The sequence below is a fragment of the Providencia sp. CIM-Carb-044 genome (assembly GCF_033901115.1).
GTDB lineage: Bacteria > Pseudomonadota > Gammaproteobacteria > Enterobacterales > Enterobacteriaceae > Providencia > Providencia hangzhouensis.
In genome coordinates, this window is record NZ_JAXADV010000019.1 from 1 (window position 1) to 13740 (window position 13740).

The window sequence follows — 13740 nt, forward strand, 5'->3', positions numbered from 1 at the left end:
AAGAGAGCAGACTAAACCAATAGAAAAACAGGCCGCTTAAAACGGTCAGAGGTGACAACTACCTTGAAAAACGCCGAGGTTTTCTCAGTTCCATCTTCTTCCTTGACCGTAACATCTAAGTTACCCGCGTTACCTGAAGAATATATATCTTTAATTCTAAAGGCTCCAGGTGACACATATGTTTGATAAACAACATAGCCATTTTGTCTAATAGTAACCTGCGCATTAGACTGAGCAATACCTGCAACTTCAGGAGCAAAGCCTCGTTGGCTATTAGGAAGCATTGCCTCATCACTTGATATTTTAATTCCTTTGAATGGAATAGAATCAAAAACATCACTACCTGTAGATATTTCACCAACCATCATTGTAGATTTAATGGAGTGAAGGGCTCTCATTATATATGTATTAGTAAAGTCAGTAGATGATTCAGTATCGCCATTACTCTTAGAATAAGAGTAACTCATATTGGATCTCAGTCTCCAAGGACCTAAATTTAAGCCACTATTCAATGTTCCAAATAAACTATCACTTTTATTTGTTCCAGACGATGAATCTGTTTTATTTTTATTACCACTAATGAAGTAATTCAAAAATAATGCAGAAACACCAGTATCTAACATTGATGGATCAATATATCCTTGAACTTTATTGTCCATGTATATTTGAGGGACAGTGACTATTAATTTTAACTTACTAACATCAACTCTTACTGTTGCGTCTTTAATGTAGTCATTAAGTGATAATATTTTAACATCTGGAGATAAATTATTAAGCCCAGGCAGTGCTTTTACATTAACCCCCCAATTTTCCAAGATTGTCTTATCAAATTCAGGTACAACAAGACCTTTTGAGTTTGCAACAAAATTAACATCTTGTTCGGATAGTATGTTTCTATTTATTTCGATCTGTAAGCGATAAACACCTGCCGGAATAGTATTGGATGAATTAAATTGAGATAAATCTAACTGGCTAGCATCAATTCCTAGCTGACTTTCAAGCATGCTCGGTTCAAAATAATCGTCACCATATGAATACAGAGATAAGCTTATCAATGAAGATAGCAAACCAAGTTTTAATATTTTGTTTTCCATTCCTCTAGCCTTAGATTATCTTTACATTCAAAATATGCAAGCGCTGAAAAATCATTATATGTTATTTAATAAATATAAAAGAAATTTCAATTAATTCTAAACACTTCAGTTCCAGCACCATTATCATCAAGAAAACGCCAACTTGCTACATTTATACTTTCATTAGTATTTTCTAATTTATAATAACTAAATGGTGAAACTAAAATGGAATCATTATAGTTCTTACCATTCATATTAAAATCAACAATTGTCATATAATAAGGGGTTGGATTATGAAATTGCCACCTTCCATCCTTATTTTTTAACTTTACCTGTTCAAAATTATTCTTATTTGGCTCAGGTATACCATTAGGCCGATAATATAATTTAATAATTATAGCTGTTACAAAAACTATTTCAGGCGTATCCCCTTCCTCTAATTTTTTGCTAGTCGGTGGAATACCCCTTACTTTCAAATAGAATACTGATTCTCTATCTTTAGGTAGCTTAGAAACATTATCAGGATATATCCTAACTGCATGTTCTGTTTTACTTTTAATTTTGAATAAAGGAGGGCTAATTATAAAACTATCAGCATTCTTCTCATCCTTTATATCTAATAATAACATTTGAATTAATAAAGGGCTTTCACCCTCATTACGGATACTAACAACCTTATTCTTATCTGAATCTGTGAAAATAACTCTACTTTGGCCTAAAGATAATCCTCCAGCATGAAGGGTAAAGTGCCAAGCTAGTATTATTGTTAATATCAACCGTATCATCACATTTACCTATTTAATCTGCATAATATGACAATGTTAGTGTTGCTTTAAATGCCCCAATATTTTGATCTATCGAGCAATCAGCAACTTGGTTCTTACACATGACATAAGCATAAAATGTTTTAGTTACATTTTGAGTTTTAATATTCGACCATAAAACATTATTAGTTTCTGTAATAAAATCTGCAGATGATTGATTTGCATTATCATTTGCAGAGATTCTTACAGCAAACGTTTTTCCTGGATTATCTAAAAAACCATCATTTATTGTGTAGTTGCCAGTTAATTTAATATAGTTATTATCAAAGCTATTAGTTTTACAGTTACTGATTACAACATCAAAAGCTTTCTTAATCTTTCCACTAGATGCATCCACCCCAAACTTAGATAAAGGCACATTTCCAAAATCAACAATATTCTTTTTACCACTATCACTAGTGACAGCAATATCACAGGTATTTTTAGGCACAGTTAAATCAAACATAAAATCGTGTGTACCTGGTACTAAAGCTGTTGAAGAATAAGAAAAAAACATCACGTAAAAGGCCAATGTAACTCTACAACATATTTTATTTAGAGGCTTCACAGTTAATACCACCTATTAATTCTTATGGTTGAAGTAATACTATATCAACAGAGGCAACTAGTTCTCCAGGTATTGGCTGAGTAGTTCCAAGCTGGACAACATTTACTTCAAAATGATTCTCTAATTGGCTATTAGCTGTAACATCAAAACTAATTTCACCGCCAGCATTGAGGTTTACGACTTTACAATTGAGCTTATTCTCATCACAGTTTTTTAAAACAAACGCAGCTCCAGTAATATTATTAGTTGGATATATTTTATTACTATTATCAACTAAAGTTCCTATCCCAGGCGTTATTTTCATTTTAAATGGTGCTGGACCATCAGATAGATTAAAATCAGTGCAACTATATTTTAAAGAAAAGGGTTTCACATAGGTTTCATCGTCAACATTCGGTTTAATTTGAGGTGTTAATAATGGTTTATCAAATTTAACCGTCATCGATTCATATGATACTTCACACGTTCCTTTAGATACATTGCCGATAATTTCAATATCTAAAGCTGAAGCTCTTCCAATAAAGAAACACATGCCTATTATAATATAAATAGCACTTAAAATAGATGCCTTTATTTTGTTACTAATTGATTTTTCCACTAAAAGACTCCTCGCCACCTAAGTCATTAATAACTGTCCATTTAACTATACCATTACGGCCATTTGCCGGAGTTATATAACTGAAAGAGTCAAAAGGAGAAATCATTGTATTACGCTTTTTCATATTTAAATCAATTTTAACACCATTAACACTGAGCTTATTTAAAGAAATATAGTATGGTGAATTATTATTAATAATAATACCTGTACTACTAGAGCTTACCTCTAAGTTTTTATATGCGTCATATGGTGAGATAGATAATTTTGAAGGTCGGTAAAAAACCTTAATAATATTATTATAACCAATATTCATTGCAGATCCTTCTAAAGGACCATCAGTAGCAGGTATCATAGTAGCAGAGAAATAAAAAACACTCTCTCTATCTGTTGGTAATGAATTCGGTTGAGCAAAAATCCTAATATCTTGCGTTGCCCCTGAGTTGATTTTAATTAATGGAGGTGTAACTGAAAAAGGCGTTTTTGATGCTGAACCATCATTATTCATGCTTACCGAAAATTTTGCTAAATAATTAATATTTGTATTATTTCGAGCACCAACCGATACACTACTTTCACCCTGGACATATATTATTCGGGTCGCATTTAAACCAACACCGTCTGCTGCATAAACGTTAGTAGTAGTAATTAATGAAAACAGTAGAATTAAAGCTCTATAACAATCATTAACCACTTTTTTTCTTAAAAACGATTCTTTTGCTTTCATTACTTAATCCAATCATTAAAAACAATATTAAGAGGCTTTTTAATTAAAAAGCCTCTTTACTCGTATTAACTAATATTATTAGTTATAAGATACAGTAAATGTTACTGGTACGGATAATTTATCAGTAGGTACACCAGTTTTGGTAAGAATCAGATTAGCTTTCATAGGAATGACAGCACCACCATCTTTAGCAACTTTAGGGTCGATAACCACTACTGCATCTGCGTTAGGAGTAATATTAACTGCACCAGAAGCTAATTTAACTGCTAAAGCTTTAGATTCTTGGTTAGCAAACAGTGCTGGGAAACCAGCTGCTGCTTGACCTTGAGCGAATACGTTCATTGAAGTATCAGCTGCGTCAGCAGAACAGTTAGACAGAACTAAATCAAAAGATTTTTCATCACCTAAAACTGCATTTGGTGCTAAAGCATCAGTTACATCTTTAGTGAAAGTTCCCCAGTCAACAACAGAACCTGTAGTAGTTGAAGACACATCACAAGATTGAGCACGTAATTGGGCTTTGAATGTTACTTCCGCACCTTTCTTACCATCTGCAGCTAATGCAGAACCTGCTACCATAGAACCTGCTAATACTGCTAAAACCGCTAATTTTTTGTTGAATAACATATGTAAATACCTCTGTATTTATGTCGTCATGTAAGTAGTTAAAGACACAATTTTTATTAAAAACCAAGTTCACAATAATTGTTTACAAATACCTATGCCATTTTCATGAGCCTGGATAACTAACTGTCAACCTATTTAATTAAGTCAACATTGGGGGATATTAAAATCCGTTCAATACCCTTTTTTAAAACCAAATTATTGAACTGGTTTTAAAAAAAGACTATTTCTGTATCGCCGAAAATGAGAGACCAACATCAATATAGAAATAGTAAAATGGACAAAAATAAAATATATGAAAGTTTAATCAGCTATTATTGCAACTTGAATTCTGTATGAATAAAACCTAATTGTCTTTAAAAGCATTCCACACTTTTAATTCATCTCAAATTCACATTAGCTATTCCCGTTTGAAACAAAACGAAACAAACAAAAACATTATGCTGAACTTTTAAATACCTTGTTTCTTTCTGATACCAATATTAATACAGCAATATTAATTGTCAAAATAACACAAAAATAGACCTAAATTTAGCTTTTTAGTCTAAAATAATTATATAAATAGATATAAATACCAGAAAATGAAGAAATACTATAACTAATGATCGTCATTTAGATTAATTTATATTTATAAAGTCAACTTACTTATAAATATTTCAGGTAGTATTTAGTTATGTAAAAATCACACATTTTATTTAATTCTAAAAATCCGATAAAAATGATATTAAAAACCATAAATACATGCATTGAAAATATTGAAATGAAAAAACAACTTAATATACGATTCATTACACCATTACAACAGATAAGCGTAAGATAAGTCTTAATTGAAATTTACACTAAATGGCAATCTAAAACCTTACGTTTTGTGTGTTTTTTGTTAAACAACATCGAGTTTTTTGTTTAAGAAAAACAAAGAGGATAGGCTGGTTTTGAGTATTCTAATTATCTGTTTTTCCAGATAATCGTTTGCTTATATTTCCCTTTAAATAGAAATAATATAAATATAAAACAATGTATCGCCGCGCATTCCTGATCTCAAAAATATGATAAGCTTATTAGCAGTAATTGTTTGCATTTTCGAATATTGAGGCCGATTAGATGAAAAGAATGAATGAAGACAAAATCCTTGCAATGGCCGAGAATATTTGCCAATCAAGAGGCGTCAGGTTAACACCACAAAGAGAAACAGTATTACGCCTGATAGCACAGCAGCATGGTGCAATCAGCGCTTATGATTTACTTGACTTGCTACGGGAAATTGAACCTCAAGCTAAACCGCCTACGGTTTATCGTGGCCTTGAGTTTTTAATGGAGCAAGGTTTTATCCATAAAATTGAATCAACGAACAGTTATGTCGTCTGTCACCATTTTGATAACCCGAGCCATATCTCTGTTATGTTAATTTGTGACCAGTGTGGAAGCGTAACGGAAAGTGATTGCACAACAATAGAAGCTGCAATCATTAATTTAGCAGATGAACACCAATTCCGCTTAAGACATACAGTGGTGGAAAACCACGGCTTATGTAAAAATTGTGACGAAATGAATAGCTGCCAAGATCACGAACATTGTCATCATAACCATGAACAACCTATCGCCCAGAAGAAAAAATAAGTAGCTGCGTTGATAAATTGCTTGATGAAATGCAAAAATAGAGAAGATAAAGAAATAAAATAAAATAAACAAAACAGGCAGACCTCAGAATGAAACTATGAAATCTGCCTGCAATCGTCCTTCCCGCCTGTAACCTACCATTACGGCTAGCGACTAAAGGAACTTAATACCAATCACTATTACGGATAACCCCAACAGCCAAACCTTCAATAGTGAAATTTTGCTGACGTAAGTCAACAATAATAGGTTCGAATTCTGGGTTTTCTGCTATTAATTCAACACGGTTACCCTGTTGCTTAAAACGTTTAACAGTAACTTCATCTTCGATACGAGCAACAACCACTTGCCCGTTATGGACATTCTGCGTTTTATGCACAGCTAATAAATCACCATCCATAATGCCAATATCTTTCATGGACATCCCATTCACACGCAACAAAAAATCTGCGTGTGGTTTAAATAGCTCAGGGTCAACTTGATAGTGACTTTCAATATGTTCCTGCGCTAATAATGGTTCGCCAGCGGCAACACGTCCAATCAGAGGTAACCCCTGGTCTTCTGTTTCTTCTTCAAGAAGCAGACGAATACCTCGGGATGCGCCTGAAACGATTTCAATAACCCCTTTGCGCGCTAAGGCCTTTAAATGTTCTTCTGCCGCATTAGGCGAACGAAAACCAAGGCTTGCTGCTATCTCAGCACGTGTAGGAGGCATACCCGTCTGCGAAATGTGATCGCGCACCAGATCGTAAACCTGCTGTTGTCGAGCCGTCAGTGCTTTCATTCCGTTCCCCTGTTTGTTTATACAGTCAAGCTGTGAGTATATACAGGTAAATGAAGATTTGGAACAGTTAAATCGCTCAATTTAAGCATTTGTTATCGATTTACTTTCTTTTTACCCTATTAAGCACCCGAACGTCTTAGCCAGAGAAATAACGCTGCCATAATACCAGTGCCCAAATAAATAGCGCTAAGCCGATACTCACAAATACCGCAGCGGAACCAATATCTTTAGCTCTTCCTGACAGTTCATGATACTCACTACCAATACGGTCAACTACAGCTTCTATCGCACTATTCAATAATTCGACTATTGCCACGAGGACAACTGAACTCACTAACAAAATTCTATCTATATAGCTGATATCTAAATAAAATGCGATAAAGATTGCGATAATCGCAGCAACAGATTCCTGCCTAAATGCGGCTTCATTAACCCAAGCTGCCTTCAAACCTTTAAGGGAATATCCCGCCGCTTTGATCACTCGCGTGAACCCCTTAACTTGACTCGCCATATTTATTCCTTAAAAAATGCAAACAATAATCGATTTTTACGGTCAAAGTGAATTGTCAGTAACAGATCTAACCATGTATTTCTGGTATGATTGCGCAGCATTGTTAACAAGAGGCTATAATCATTTATGTCACTATGGCGTAAAATATATTACAACACGTTGAATTTACCACTTAAATTATTGGTAAAAAGTAAACTAATTCCTTCGGATCCCGTCACTGAGTTGCAGCTTGATGTCAACAGGCCAACCCTATACGTATTACCTTATCATTCGAAGTCTGACCTCCTCACGCTACGGCATCAATGCTTAGCTATTGGTCTGCCAGACCCTCTGGTCGACAATGATATCAATGGAACGAAGCTTCCGGCGTACGTTTTTATCGATGATGGCCCACGTGTTTTTCGCTATTATTCACCGAATCCACGTAAGGATTCAGTAAAAACTTTCCATGCTTATTTAGATTTGCATAAAAACAATCCAAATCTAGATATTCAAATGCTACCTGCATCCGTGATGTTTGGCCGCTCACCGGGTCGTGAAGGCCATACTCCAGCACCACCATTGAAACTGTTAAATGGGATTCAAAAATTCTTTGCAGTTTTATGGTTAGGGCGTGACAGCTTCGTGCGTTTATCACCCATTGTCTCAATTGGGAAAATGGCACAAGACCACGGCACAGACTCCATTATTGCCAACAAACTCGCCCGTGTCGCGCGTATTCACTATTCGCGCCAACGTCTAGCAGCAGTTGGGCCAAAACTCCCTGCACGTTATGAGCTGTTTAATAAGCTATTAACGTCTAAAGCGATTGAAAAAGCCGTTGAAGACGAAGCGCGTAGTAAAAAAATTCCACTCAAAAAAGCCCAGCAAAATGCCGTTGGGATGATGGAAGAAATTGCAGCCAATTTCTCTTATGAAGCCGTACGTTTAACGGATAGGGTTCTTAGTTGGACTTGGAACCGTCTTTATCAAGGCATCAATGTTCAGCACGCTGAACGGGTCCGCCAGCTTGCACAAGACGGCCATGAAATCGTTTATGTCCCCTCTCACCGCAGCCATATGGACTACTTACTGCTCTCATATGTGCTATACCATCAAGGGCTAGTTCCACCTCATATTGCCGCGGGGATCAACCTCAATTTCTGGCCAGCAGGGCCGATTTTCCGCCGTTTAGGGGCCTTTTTTATTCGCCGTACGTTCAAAGGAAATAAACTGTATTCGACTGTTTTTCGCGAATATTTAAGTGAGTTGTTTGCTCGGGGTTACTCCATCGAATACTTTGTGGAAGGTGGGCGCTCACGTACCGGTCGTTTATTACAGCCTAAGACGGGTACCCTCTCAATGACGTTACAAGCGATGTTGCGCGGTGACTCACGCCCTATCACCATCGTTCCTATCTACATTGGATATGAGCATGTGATGGAAGTGGGAACTTATGCCAAAGAACTTCGCGGCGCAGAAAAAGAGAAAGAAGGCTTTTTCTCTATGGTTCGCGGCTTACGTAAATTGCGTAACCTAGGCCAAGGGTATGTTAACTTCGGTCAACCCATTTCATTACCTCATTACCTTAACCAGCGCGTGCCTGATTGGCGCGACTCTATCGACCCTATCGAACCACAAAGACCAACGTGGCTAAACCCAACGGTCAGTTCGTTAGCCGATAACATTATGGTCAATATTAATAATGCAGCCGCAGCCAATGCGATTAACCTGTGTGCGACTGCGTTACTGGCTTCTCGTCAACGCTCACTCACTCGTGAGCAACTGATTGAACAAGTCGACTGTTACCTGCAATTATTGCGCAATGTGCCATACACCGCAGATGCGACGACCCCAAATAAAACAGCAGAGCAATTGTTAGAACATGCTTTGCAAATGGATAAATTCGAAGTCGAAAAAGATAGCATGGGGGATATTATTATCCTTCCTCGCGAAAATGCTGTCTTAATGACCTATTACCGTAACAATATCCATCATTTATTGGTATTACCATCACTAATTGCTAGCATTGTATTGCACTATGAACGCATTAGTCGCCAAGACATTCACTATCAAGTAGGCCAAATTTATCCGTTCTTAAAAGCAGAACTGTTTATGCGTTATAACAGTGATGAGCTACACGAGGCGGTAGATACGCTAATTGATGAGCTAAATAACCAAAAGCTGATTTGCTTAAAAGAAGACGACATGGTGGTGTTAAATCCTCGCCGTATTCGTCCATTACAGCTCTTAGCTGCTGGCGTACGTGAAACTCTGCAACGTTATGCAATCACATTATCATTACTCAATGCGAGCCCTGAAATCAGCCGTAATACGCTGGAAAAACAAAGCCGTATCCTTGCACAACGCCTTTCTGTTTTGCATGGTATCAACGCTCCTGAATTCTTTGATAAAGCGGTATTCTCCACATTGGTCGATACCCTAAGAGAAGAAGGCTACATTGATAATAATGAAAATGATATCTTTGTCACCAATGCGCAAAAACTGTATGCCGTTCTGGCTCGATTGATGTCACCTGAGATTCGCTTAACTATTGAAAGTGTTAGTCAAGATGATGAGTTTTCTGAAAAAAAACCAACTGAAAGCACGCAATCTCCGGAACAAGTGAAAAGCTAATCGCCTTTTCTCGAGTCAATAAAACAAAAAAGGTCATGTTAGAAATAACATGACCTTTTTCACTTTGGCTCAATAACTGTAATTTAAAAATAACTGATAAAAATACCAATAAACAATATTAAGCCAACAAAGTTATTGTTCATAAAAGCTTTAAAGCAAGGCGCACGTTCACGGTTAACCATCAATTGCTGCTGATAGATAAATAAACCCGCAACTAACACTAATGAAATATAATAAAGGGTTCCTAAACCCGCCAGTGAGCCAATCACCAATAATAAGCCAACCATCAGTAATTGCAGCAAACCAATAATCAGTTTGTCATATTGCCCGAATAGAATAGCGGTTGATTTCACACCAATTTTTAAATCATCATCGCGGTCTACCATTGCATACTGAGTATCGTAGATCACCGACCAAATAATATTAACTAAAAACAGTAACCAACAAACAGCTGGCAAAGTTTCACCAACAGCAGAGAAAGACATTGGAATTGACCAACCAAAAGCCGCACCTAATACCACTTGGGGTAAGTTACTGACTCTCTTAACAAAGGGATAAACCCATGCCAAAGCCAAACCTGCAACCGACAACCAAATGGTCATGGAATTGAGTGTCAAAACTAGCAGAAAAGAGAGGCCAACAAGGCTTGCAAACAATATTTTTGCTTCTTTTTCTGTTACGTCCCCACTCGGGAGTGGGCGGTGTTTAGTCCGCTCTACGTGTCCATCAAAATGGCGGTCAGCAAAATCATTAATGACACAACCAGCAGCACGCATAAAGAATACGCCAGCAGTAAATACAATCAAAAGATGTAAACTTGGCGTACCTTGAGCCGCAATCCATAATGCCCAATACGTCGGCCACAATAGCAACAATGAGCCAATGGGTCTATCAATACGCATTAAACGGCTGTATGCATGCCATTTACTTAGCGTCATACTTCCCTCCACTTTATCGTGCTCCTTTTCGAATTCCATCATACTTCAAATTAGGTATATTTTAATACCACCAAACTCGGCAACTTACTGATTTATATTTATTGGCATAGTGTCATTGCAAAGACCTGAAAACTCAAAGTACTTAGGATAGTTAGCGATATGCAGGTGATTCAGGTAAAAATATTTCTGTTAACAGCAACGGTTTATTCGATAGTCTTAACCGAGAACTACGTACCCACCGGTTTGCGCAAGAACCAATATGGATATAATCTCGAGTTAAACTCTCGCGGCTAAATAAATAATGCCCTAATGGCATTCTCCCAATATCCACCAGTTGCTGGTCATCATCAGTCAGTGTTTCTTCAGGGATTATTGTTCGGCCCAGTAACCAAGGGATGCCATCTCCATACATGACAACTTCTCTGACCCAATAACGCGGGCTTTCAGGTAGAGACTGCACTTCATCCGCGCTCAGCTTATCTTGCGATACATAGCGCTCTAAATAAGGTATCACGGTAACTTGCTGGCTATGCTGCTCAAAACGTTTTGTCATGGAGCCAAGCTCTAGTAGCCAATCTAGTATATTGGCAGGCACTATTTTATCGTTTTTATCGTTCTCCGCCAGCCAGTGAATCGGCTGAGAAGTAAAAAGCATTTCATCCATTACTTAAAATTCCACCATGAATAACATGGTTATGATTTACTGTATTTCTTACGCAATAGGATATCACGTTGTTTTACGGCAAGGTTAAAGTTAGCTAACAATTTATATAAAAAGTCACATTTTCAACACAAAATGTAAAAATATAGTGAAAAATTTTTTAATTACTAGCAAGTTATCGATAATAATAAAATTCATTAATATCGTAACAAAATGAATTTGTTTAATTAAAAAATAGCCAAATAGACAGTATGTCAGTTAAATAATGTAAGGTAGGAATTTCCTACCTTACATTTAACTATTTAAATAATACGTTATTAATTTATCGCCAAGCTTTGTAGCTGTTAATCAAACCATTGGTCGAGCTATCATGACTACTCACGGTATCACTATTTTCTAATTCAGGCAGGATACGGCTTGCGAGTTGTTTACCTAACTCCACGCCCCATTGGTCGAAAGTAAAGATATTTAAAATCGCCCCTTGAGTGAATATTTTGTGCTCATACATCGCAATCAATGCACCTAACGAATATGGCGTGATTGATTTCAATAAGATAGAGTTAGTTGGGCGGTTGCCTTCAAACACCTTATAAGGCGCAACATATTCCATATCCGCGACATTTTTACCTTGCGCAGCAAACTCGGCATCAACCACTTCACGAGTTTTACCAAACGCCAGTGCTTCGGTTTGCGCAAAGAAATTAGATAATAATTTTTCGTGATGATCCCCTAACGGGTTATGGGTTACCGCAGGTGCGATAAAATCACATGGGATCATCTTAGTTCCTTGGTGGATCAACTGATAAAACGCATGTTGGCCATTGGTTCCCGGCTCACCCCAAATAATCGGGCCTGTTTGATAAGTAACAGGTTTTCCATCACGACCAATATATTTACCGTTCGATTCCATATTACCTTGTTGGAAGTAAGCGGCAAAACGATGCATGTATTGGTCGTATGGCAGAATCGCTTCAGTTTCCGCTTCAAAAAAATTGTTGTACCAAATACCAATCAAACCTAACAACACGGGGATGTTCTTTTCTAGCGGAGTTTGGGTAAAATGCTTATCCATCGCATGGGCACCGTTCAATAATTGAACGAAATTATCAAAGCCGACCGATAAAATAATGGATAAACCAATCGCTGACCATAATGAATAACGGCCACCAACCCAATCCCAAAATTCAAACATATTGTTGGTATCAATACCAAACTTCGCGACTTCTTCACCATTCGTTGAAAGTGCCACAAAATGCTTAGCCACTTGACTTTCATCTTTTGCCGCAGCCAAGAACCAATCACGAGCAGAATGCGCATTTGTCATGGTTTCTTGCGTTGTAAAGGTTTTTGACGCAATTAAAAACAGTGTTGTTTCTGGGTTCAGCTTTTTCAGTGTTTCCGCAATTTGCGTACCATCCACATTCGATACAAAATGCATGTTTAGGTGGTTTTTGTATGGACGCAGTGCTTCTGTCACCATAAATGGACCAAGGTCTGAACCACCAATACCGATGTTCACCACATCCGTAATCGCTTTACCGGTGTAACCCTTCCAATCACCGCTGATAATACGCTGACTAAATTGCTGCATTTTTTCCAATACTGCATTCACTTCTGGCATGACATCTTTGCCATCAACATAAATAGGGGTGTTATCGCGGTTACGCAAAGCAGTATGTAGTACCGCACGGTCTTCAGTACGGTTAATTTTTTCACCTTGGAACATACTGTTAATGGCGCTTTCTAGCTCTGTTTCTTTTGCTAAGGCCAATAAATGTTCCAATGTTTCTTGCGTAATTCTATTTTTGGAGAAATCCACTAAGATTTGACCATCGAACGTTGCCGAAAAATGAGTGAAGCGGTCTTTATCCTGCGCAAACAAATCGCGCATATGGACATTTTTCATTTGCGCAAAATGTTGCTCTAGCGCCCGCCATGCAGCCGTCTGGCTTGGATTAATACTTCTCATGGATAACACTCTCCAAATAATTTTAAATAGAAATAGATTGTACCCCGTCACGAAAACGAGACTTATCGGTTTTCTGCGTTATATTGATATTCCCCAATTCTGAGCGACTTTTCCAGACTTAATTACCCATTTTATTAAAATACACACTTTCTAGACTGATACGTATACAAAAGTATATGATCCGGTTATCTGAGAGCAGTCAACCCCCAAACTGATTGAAATATAACGAGTATATACTCTAAATAATTCGAGTTGCA

General features: G+C 37.1%; 13 protein-coding genes. 2 read left to right on the forward strand and 11 right to left on the reverse strand.

Annotated features, from left to right (window positions below; all coding sequences use genetic code 11):
* Nucleotides 1–11: 11 nt before the first annotated feature.
* The 6 genes from SJ312_RS21440 to SJ312_RS21465 form a co-directional block, all read right to left on the reverse strand.
* On the reverse strand, nucleotides 12–1094 hold the full coding sequence (locus SJ312_RS21440; RefSeq protein WP_319868335.1) for a fimbria/pilus outer membrane usher protein: 1083 nt from the start codon (nucleotides 1092–1094) through the stop codon (nucleotides 12–14).
* Nucleotides 1095–1180: 86 nt separating this feature from the next.
* Nucleotides 1181–1858, reverse strand: a complete 678-nt coding sequence (locus SJ312_RS21445; RefSeq protein WP_110592533.1) for a molecular chaperone — start codon at nucleotides 1856–1858, stop codon at nucleotides 1181–1183.
* Nucleotides 1859–1871: 13 nt separating this feature from the next.
* A complete protein-coding gene (locus SJ312_RS21450; protein ID WP_319868336.1) occupies nucleotides 1872–2444 on the reverse strand; it encodes a type 1 fimbrial protein in 573 nt (190 codons plus the stop codon).
* Nucleotides 2445–2466: 22 nt separating this feature from the next.
* Nucleotides 2467–3042: a fimbrial protein gene (locus SJ312_RS21455; RefSeq protein WP_319868337.1), complete on the reverse strand. Its 576-nt coding sequence runs from the start codon at nucleotides 3040–3042 to the stop codon at nucleotides 2467–2469.
* Nucleotides 3026–3766: a molecular chaperone gene (locus tag SJ312_RS21460; RefSeq protein WP_165880797.1), complete on the reverse strand. Its 741-nt coding sequence runs from the start codon at nucleotides 3764–3766 to the stop codon at nucleotides 3026–3028. The genes SJ312_RS21455 and SJ312_RS21460 overlap by 17 nt, the downstream gene beginning before the upstream one ends.
* 78 nt (nucleotides 3767–3844) lie before the next feature.
* Nucleotides 3845–4393 carry a fimbrial protein gene (locus SJ312_RS21465; protein ID WP_094962859.1) on the reverse strand — a complete coding sequence of 183 codons (549 nt, stop codon included), beginning with the start codon at nucleotides 4391–4393 and terminating at the stop codon, nucleotides 3845–3847.
* A gap of 1098 nt (nucleotides 4394–5491) precedes the next feature.
* Between SJ312_RS21465 and zur the strand changes: the two genes are divergently transcribed.
* Nucleotides 5492–6007, forward strand: coding sequence for a zinc uptake transcriptional repressor Zur (zur, locus tag SJ312_RS21470; protein WP_004261310.1), 516 nt, complete (start codon nucleotides 5492–5494; stop codon nucleotides 6005–6007).
* Between the two features lie 163 nt (nucleotides 6008–6170).
* Here the strand turns inward: zur and lexA are convergent, their stop codons facing one another.
* Together lexA and SJ312_RS21480 are read right to left on the reverse strand one after the other, a co-directional pair.
* Nucleotides 6171–6788, reverse strand: a complete 618-nt coding sequence (gene lexA, locus SJ312_RS21475) for a transcriptional repressor LexA (RefSeq protein ID WP_004261314.1) — start codon at nucleotides 6786–6788, stop codon at nucleotides 6171–6173.
* A 136-nt stretch (nucleotides 6789–6924) separates the two neighbouring features.
* Entirely contained in the window at nucleotides 6925–7299 is a 375-nt protein-coding gene (locus tag SJ312_RS21480; RefSeq protein ID WP_004261317.1) for a diacylglycerol kinase, read from the reverse strand.
* A gap of 126 nt (nucleotides 7300–7425) precedes the next feature.
* On the opposite strand from SJ312_RS21480, the gene plsB reads away from it, so the two are divergent.
* A complete protein-coding gene (gene plsB, locus SJ312_RS21485) occupies nucleotides 7426–9915 on the forward strand; it encodes a glycerol-3-phosphate 1-O-acyltransferase PlsB (RefSeq protein WP_096865064.1) in 2490 nt (829 codons plus the stop codon).
* A gap of 83 nt (nucleotides 9916–9998) precedes the next feature.
* Here the strand turns inward: plsB and ubiA are convergent, their stop codons facing one another.
* The 3 genes from ubiA to pgi form a co-directional block, all read right to left on the reverse strand.
* Complete coding sequence (gene ubiA / locus SJ312_RS21490; RefSeq protein ID WP_112307368.1) at nucleotides 9999–10853, reverse strand: 4-hydroxybenzoate octaprenyltransferase; 855 nt, start codon at nucleotides 10851–10853, stop codon at nucleotides 9999–10001.
* A gap of 151 nt (nucleotides 10854–11004) precedes the next feature.
* A complete protein-coding gene (gene ubiC / locus SJ312_RS21495) occupies nucleotides 11005–11517 on the reverse strand; it encodes a chorismate lyase (protein WP_319868338.1) in 513 nt (170 codons plus the stop codon).
* Between the two features lie 319 nt (nucleotides 11518–11836).
* Entirely contained in the window at nucleotides 11837–13483 is a 1647-nt protein-coding gene (gene pgi / locus SJ312_RS21500; RefSeq protein WP_110592540.1) for a glucose-6-phosphate isomerase, read from the reverse strand.
* Nucleotides 13484–13740 lie beyond the last annotated feature (257 nt).

Bases quoted from the DNA above. Each gene is read 5' to 3' on its own strand.
- SJ312_RS21445 (WP_110592533.1), bottom strand. From the start codon at position 1,858: ATGATACGGTTGATATTAACAATAATACTAGCTTGGCACTTTACCCTT.
- lexA (WP_004261314.1), bottom strand. From the start codon at position 6,788: ATGAAAGCACTGACGGCTCGACAACAGCAGGTTTACGATCTGGTGCGC.
- plsB (WP_096865064.1), top strand. From the start codon at position 7,426: ATGTCACTATGGCGTAAAATATATTACAACACGTTGAATTTACCACTT.
- SJ312_RS21440 (WP_319868335.1), bottom strand. From the start codon at position 1,094: ATGGAAAACAAAATATTAAAACTTGGTTTGCTATCTTCATTGATAAGC.
- ubiA (WP_112307368.1), bottom strand. From the start codon at position 10,853: ATGACGCTAAGTAAATGGCATGCATACAGCCGTTTAATGCGTATTGAT.
- SJ312_RS21465 (WP_094962859.1), bottom strand. From the start codon at position 4,393: ATGTTATTCAACAAAAAATTAGCGGTTTTAGCAGTATTAGCAGGTTCT.
- pgi (WP_110592540.1), bottom strand. From the start codon at position 13,483: ATGAGAAGTATTAATCCAAGCCAGACGGCTGCATGGCGGGCGCTAGAG.
- SJ312_RS21460 (WP_165880797.1), bottom strand. From the start codon at position 3,766: ATGAAAGCAAAAGAATCGTTTTTAAGAAAAAAAGTGGTTAATGATTGT.
- ubiC (WP_319868338.1), bottom strand. From the start codon at position 11,517: ATGGATGAAATGCTTTTTACTTCTCAGCCGATTCACTGGCTGGCGGAG.
- SJ312_RS21480 (WP_004261317.1), bottom strand. From the start codon at position 7,299: ATGGCGAGTCAAGTTAAGGGGTTCACGCGAGTGATCAAAGCGGCGGGA.
- zur (WP_004261310.1), top strand. From the start codon at position 5,492: ATGAAAAGAATGAATGAAGACAAAATCCTTGCAATGGCCGAGAATATT.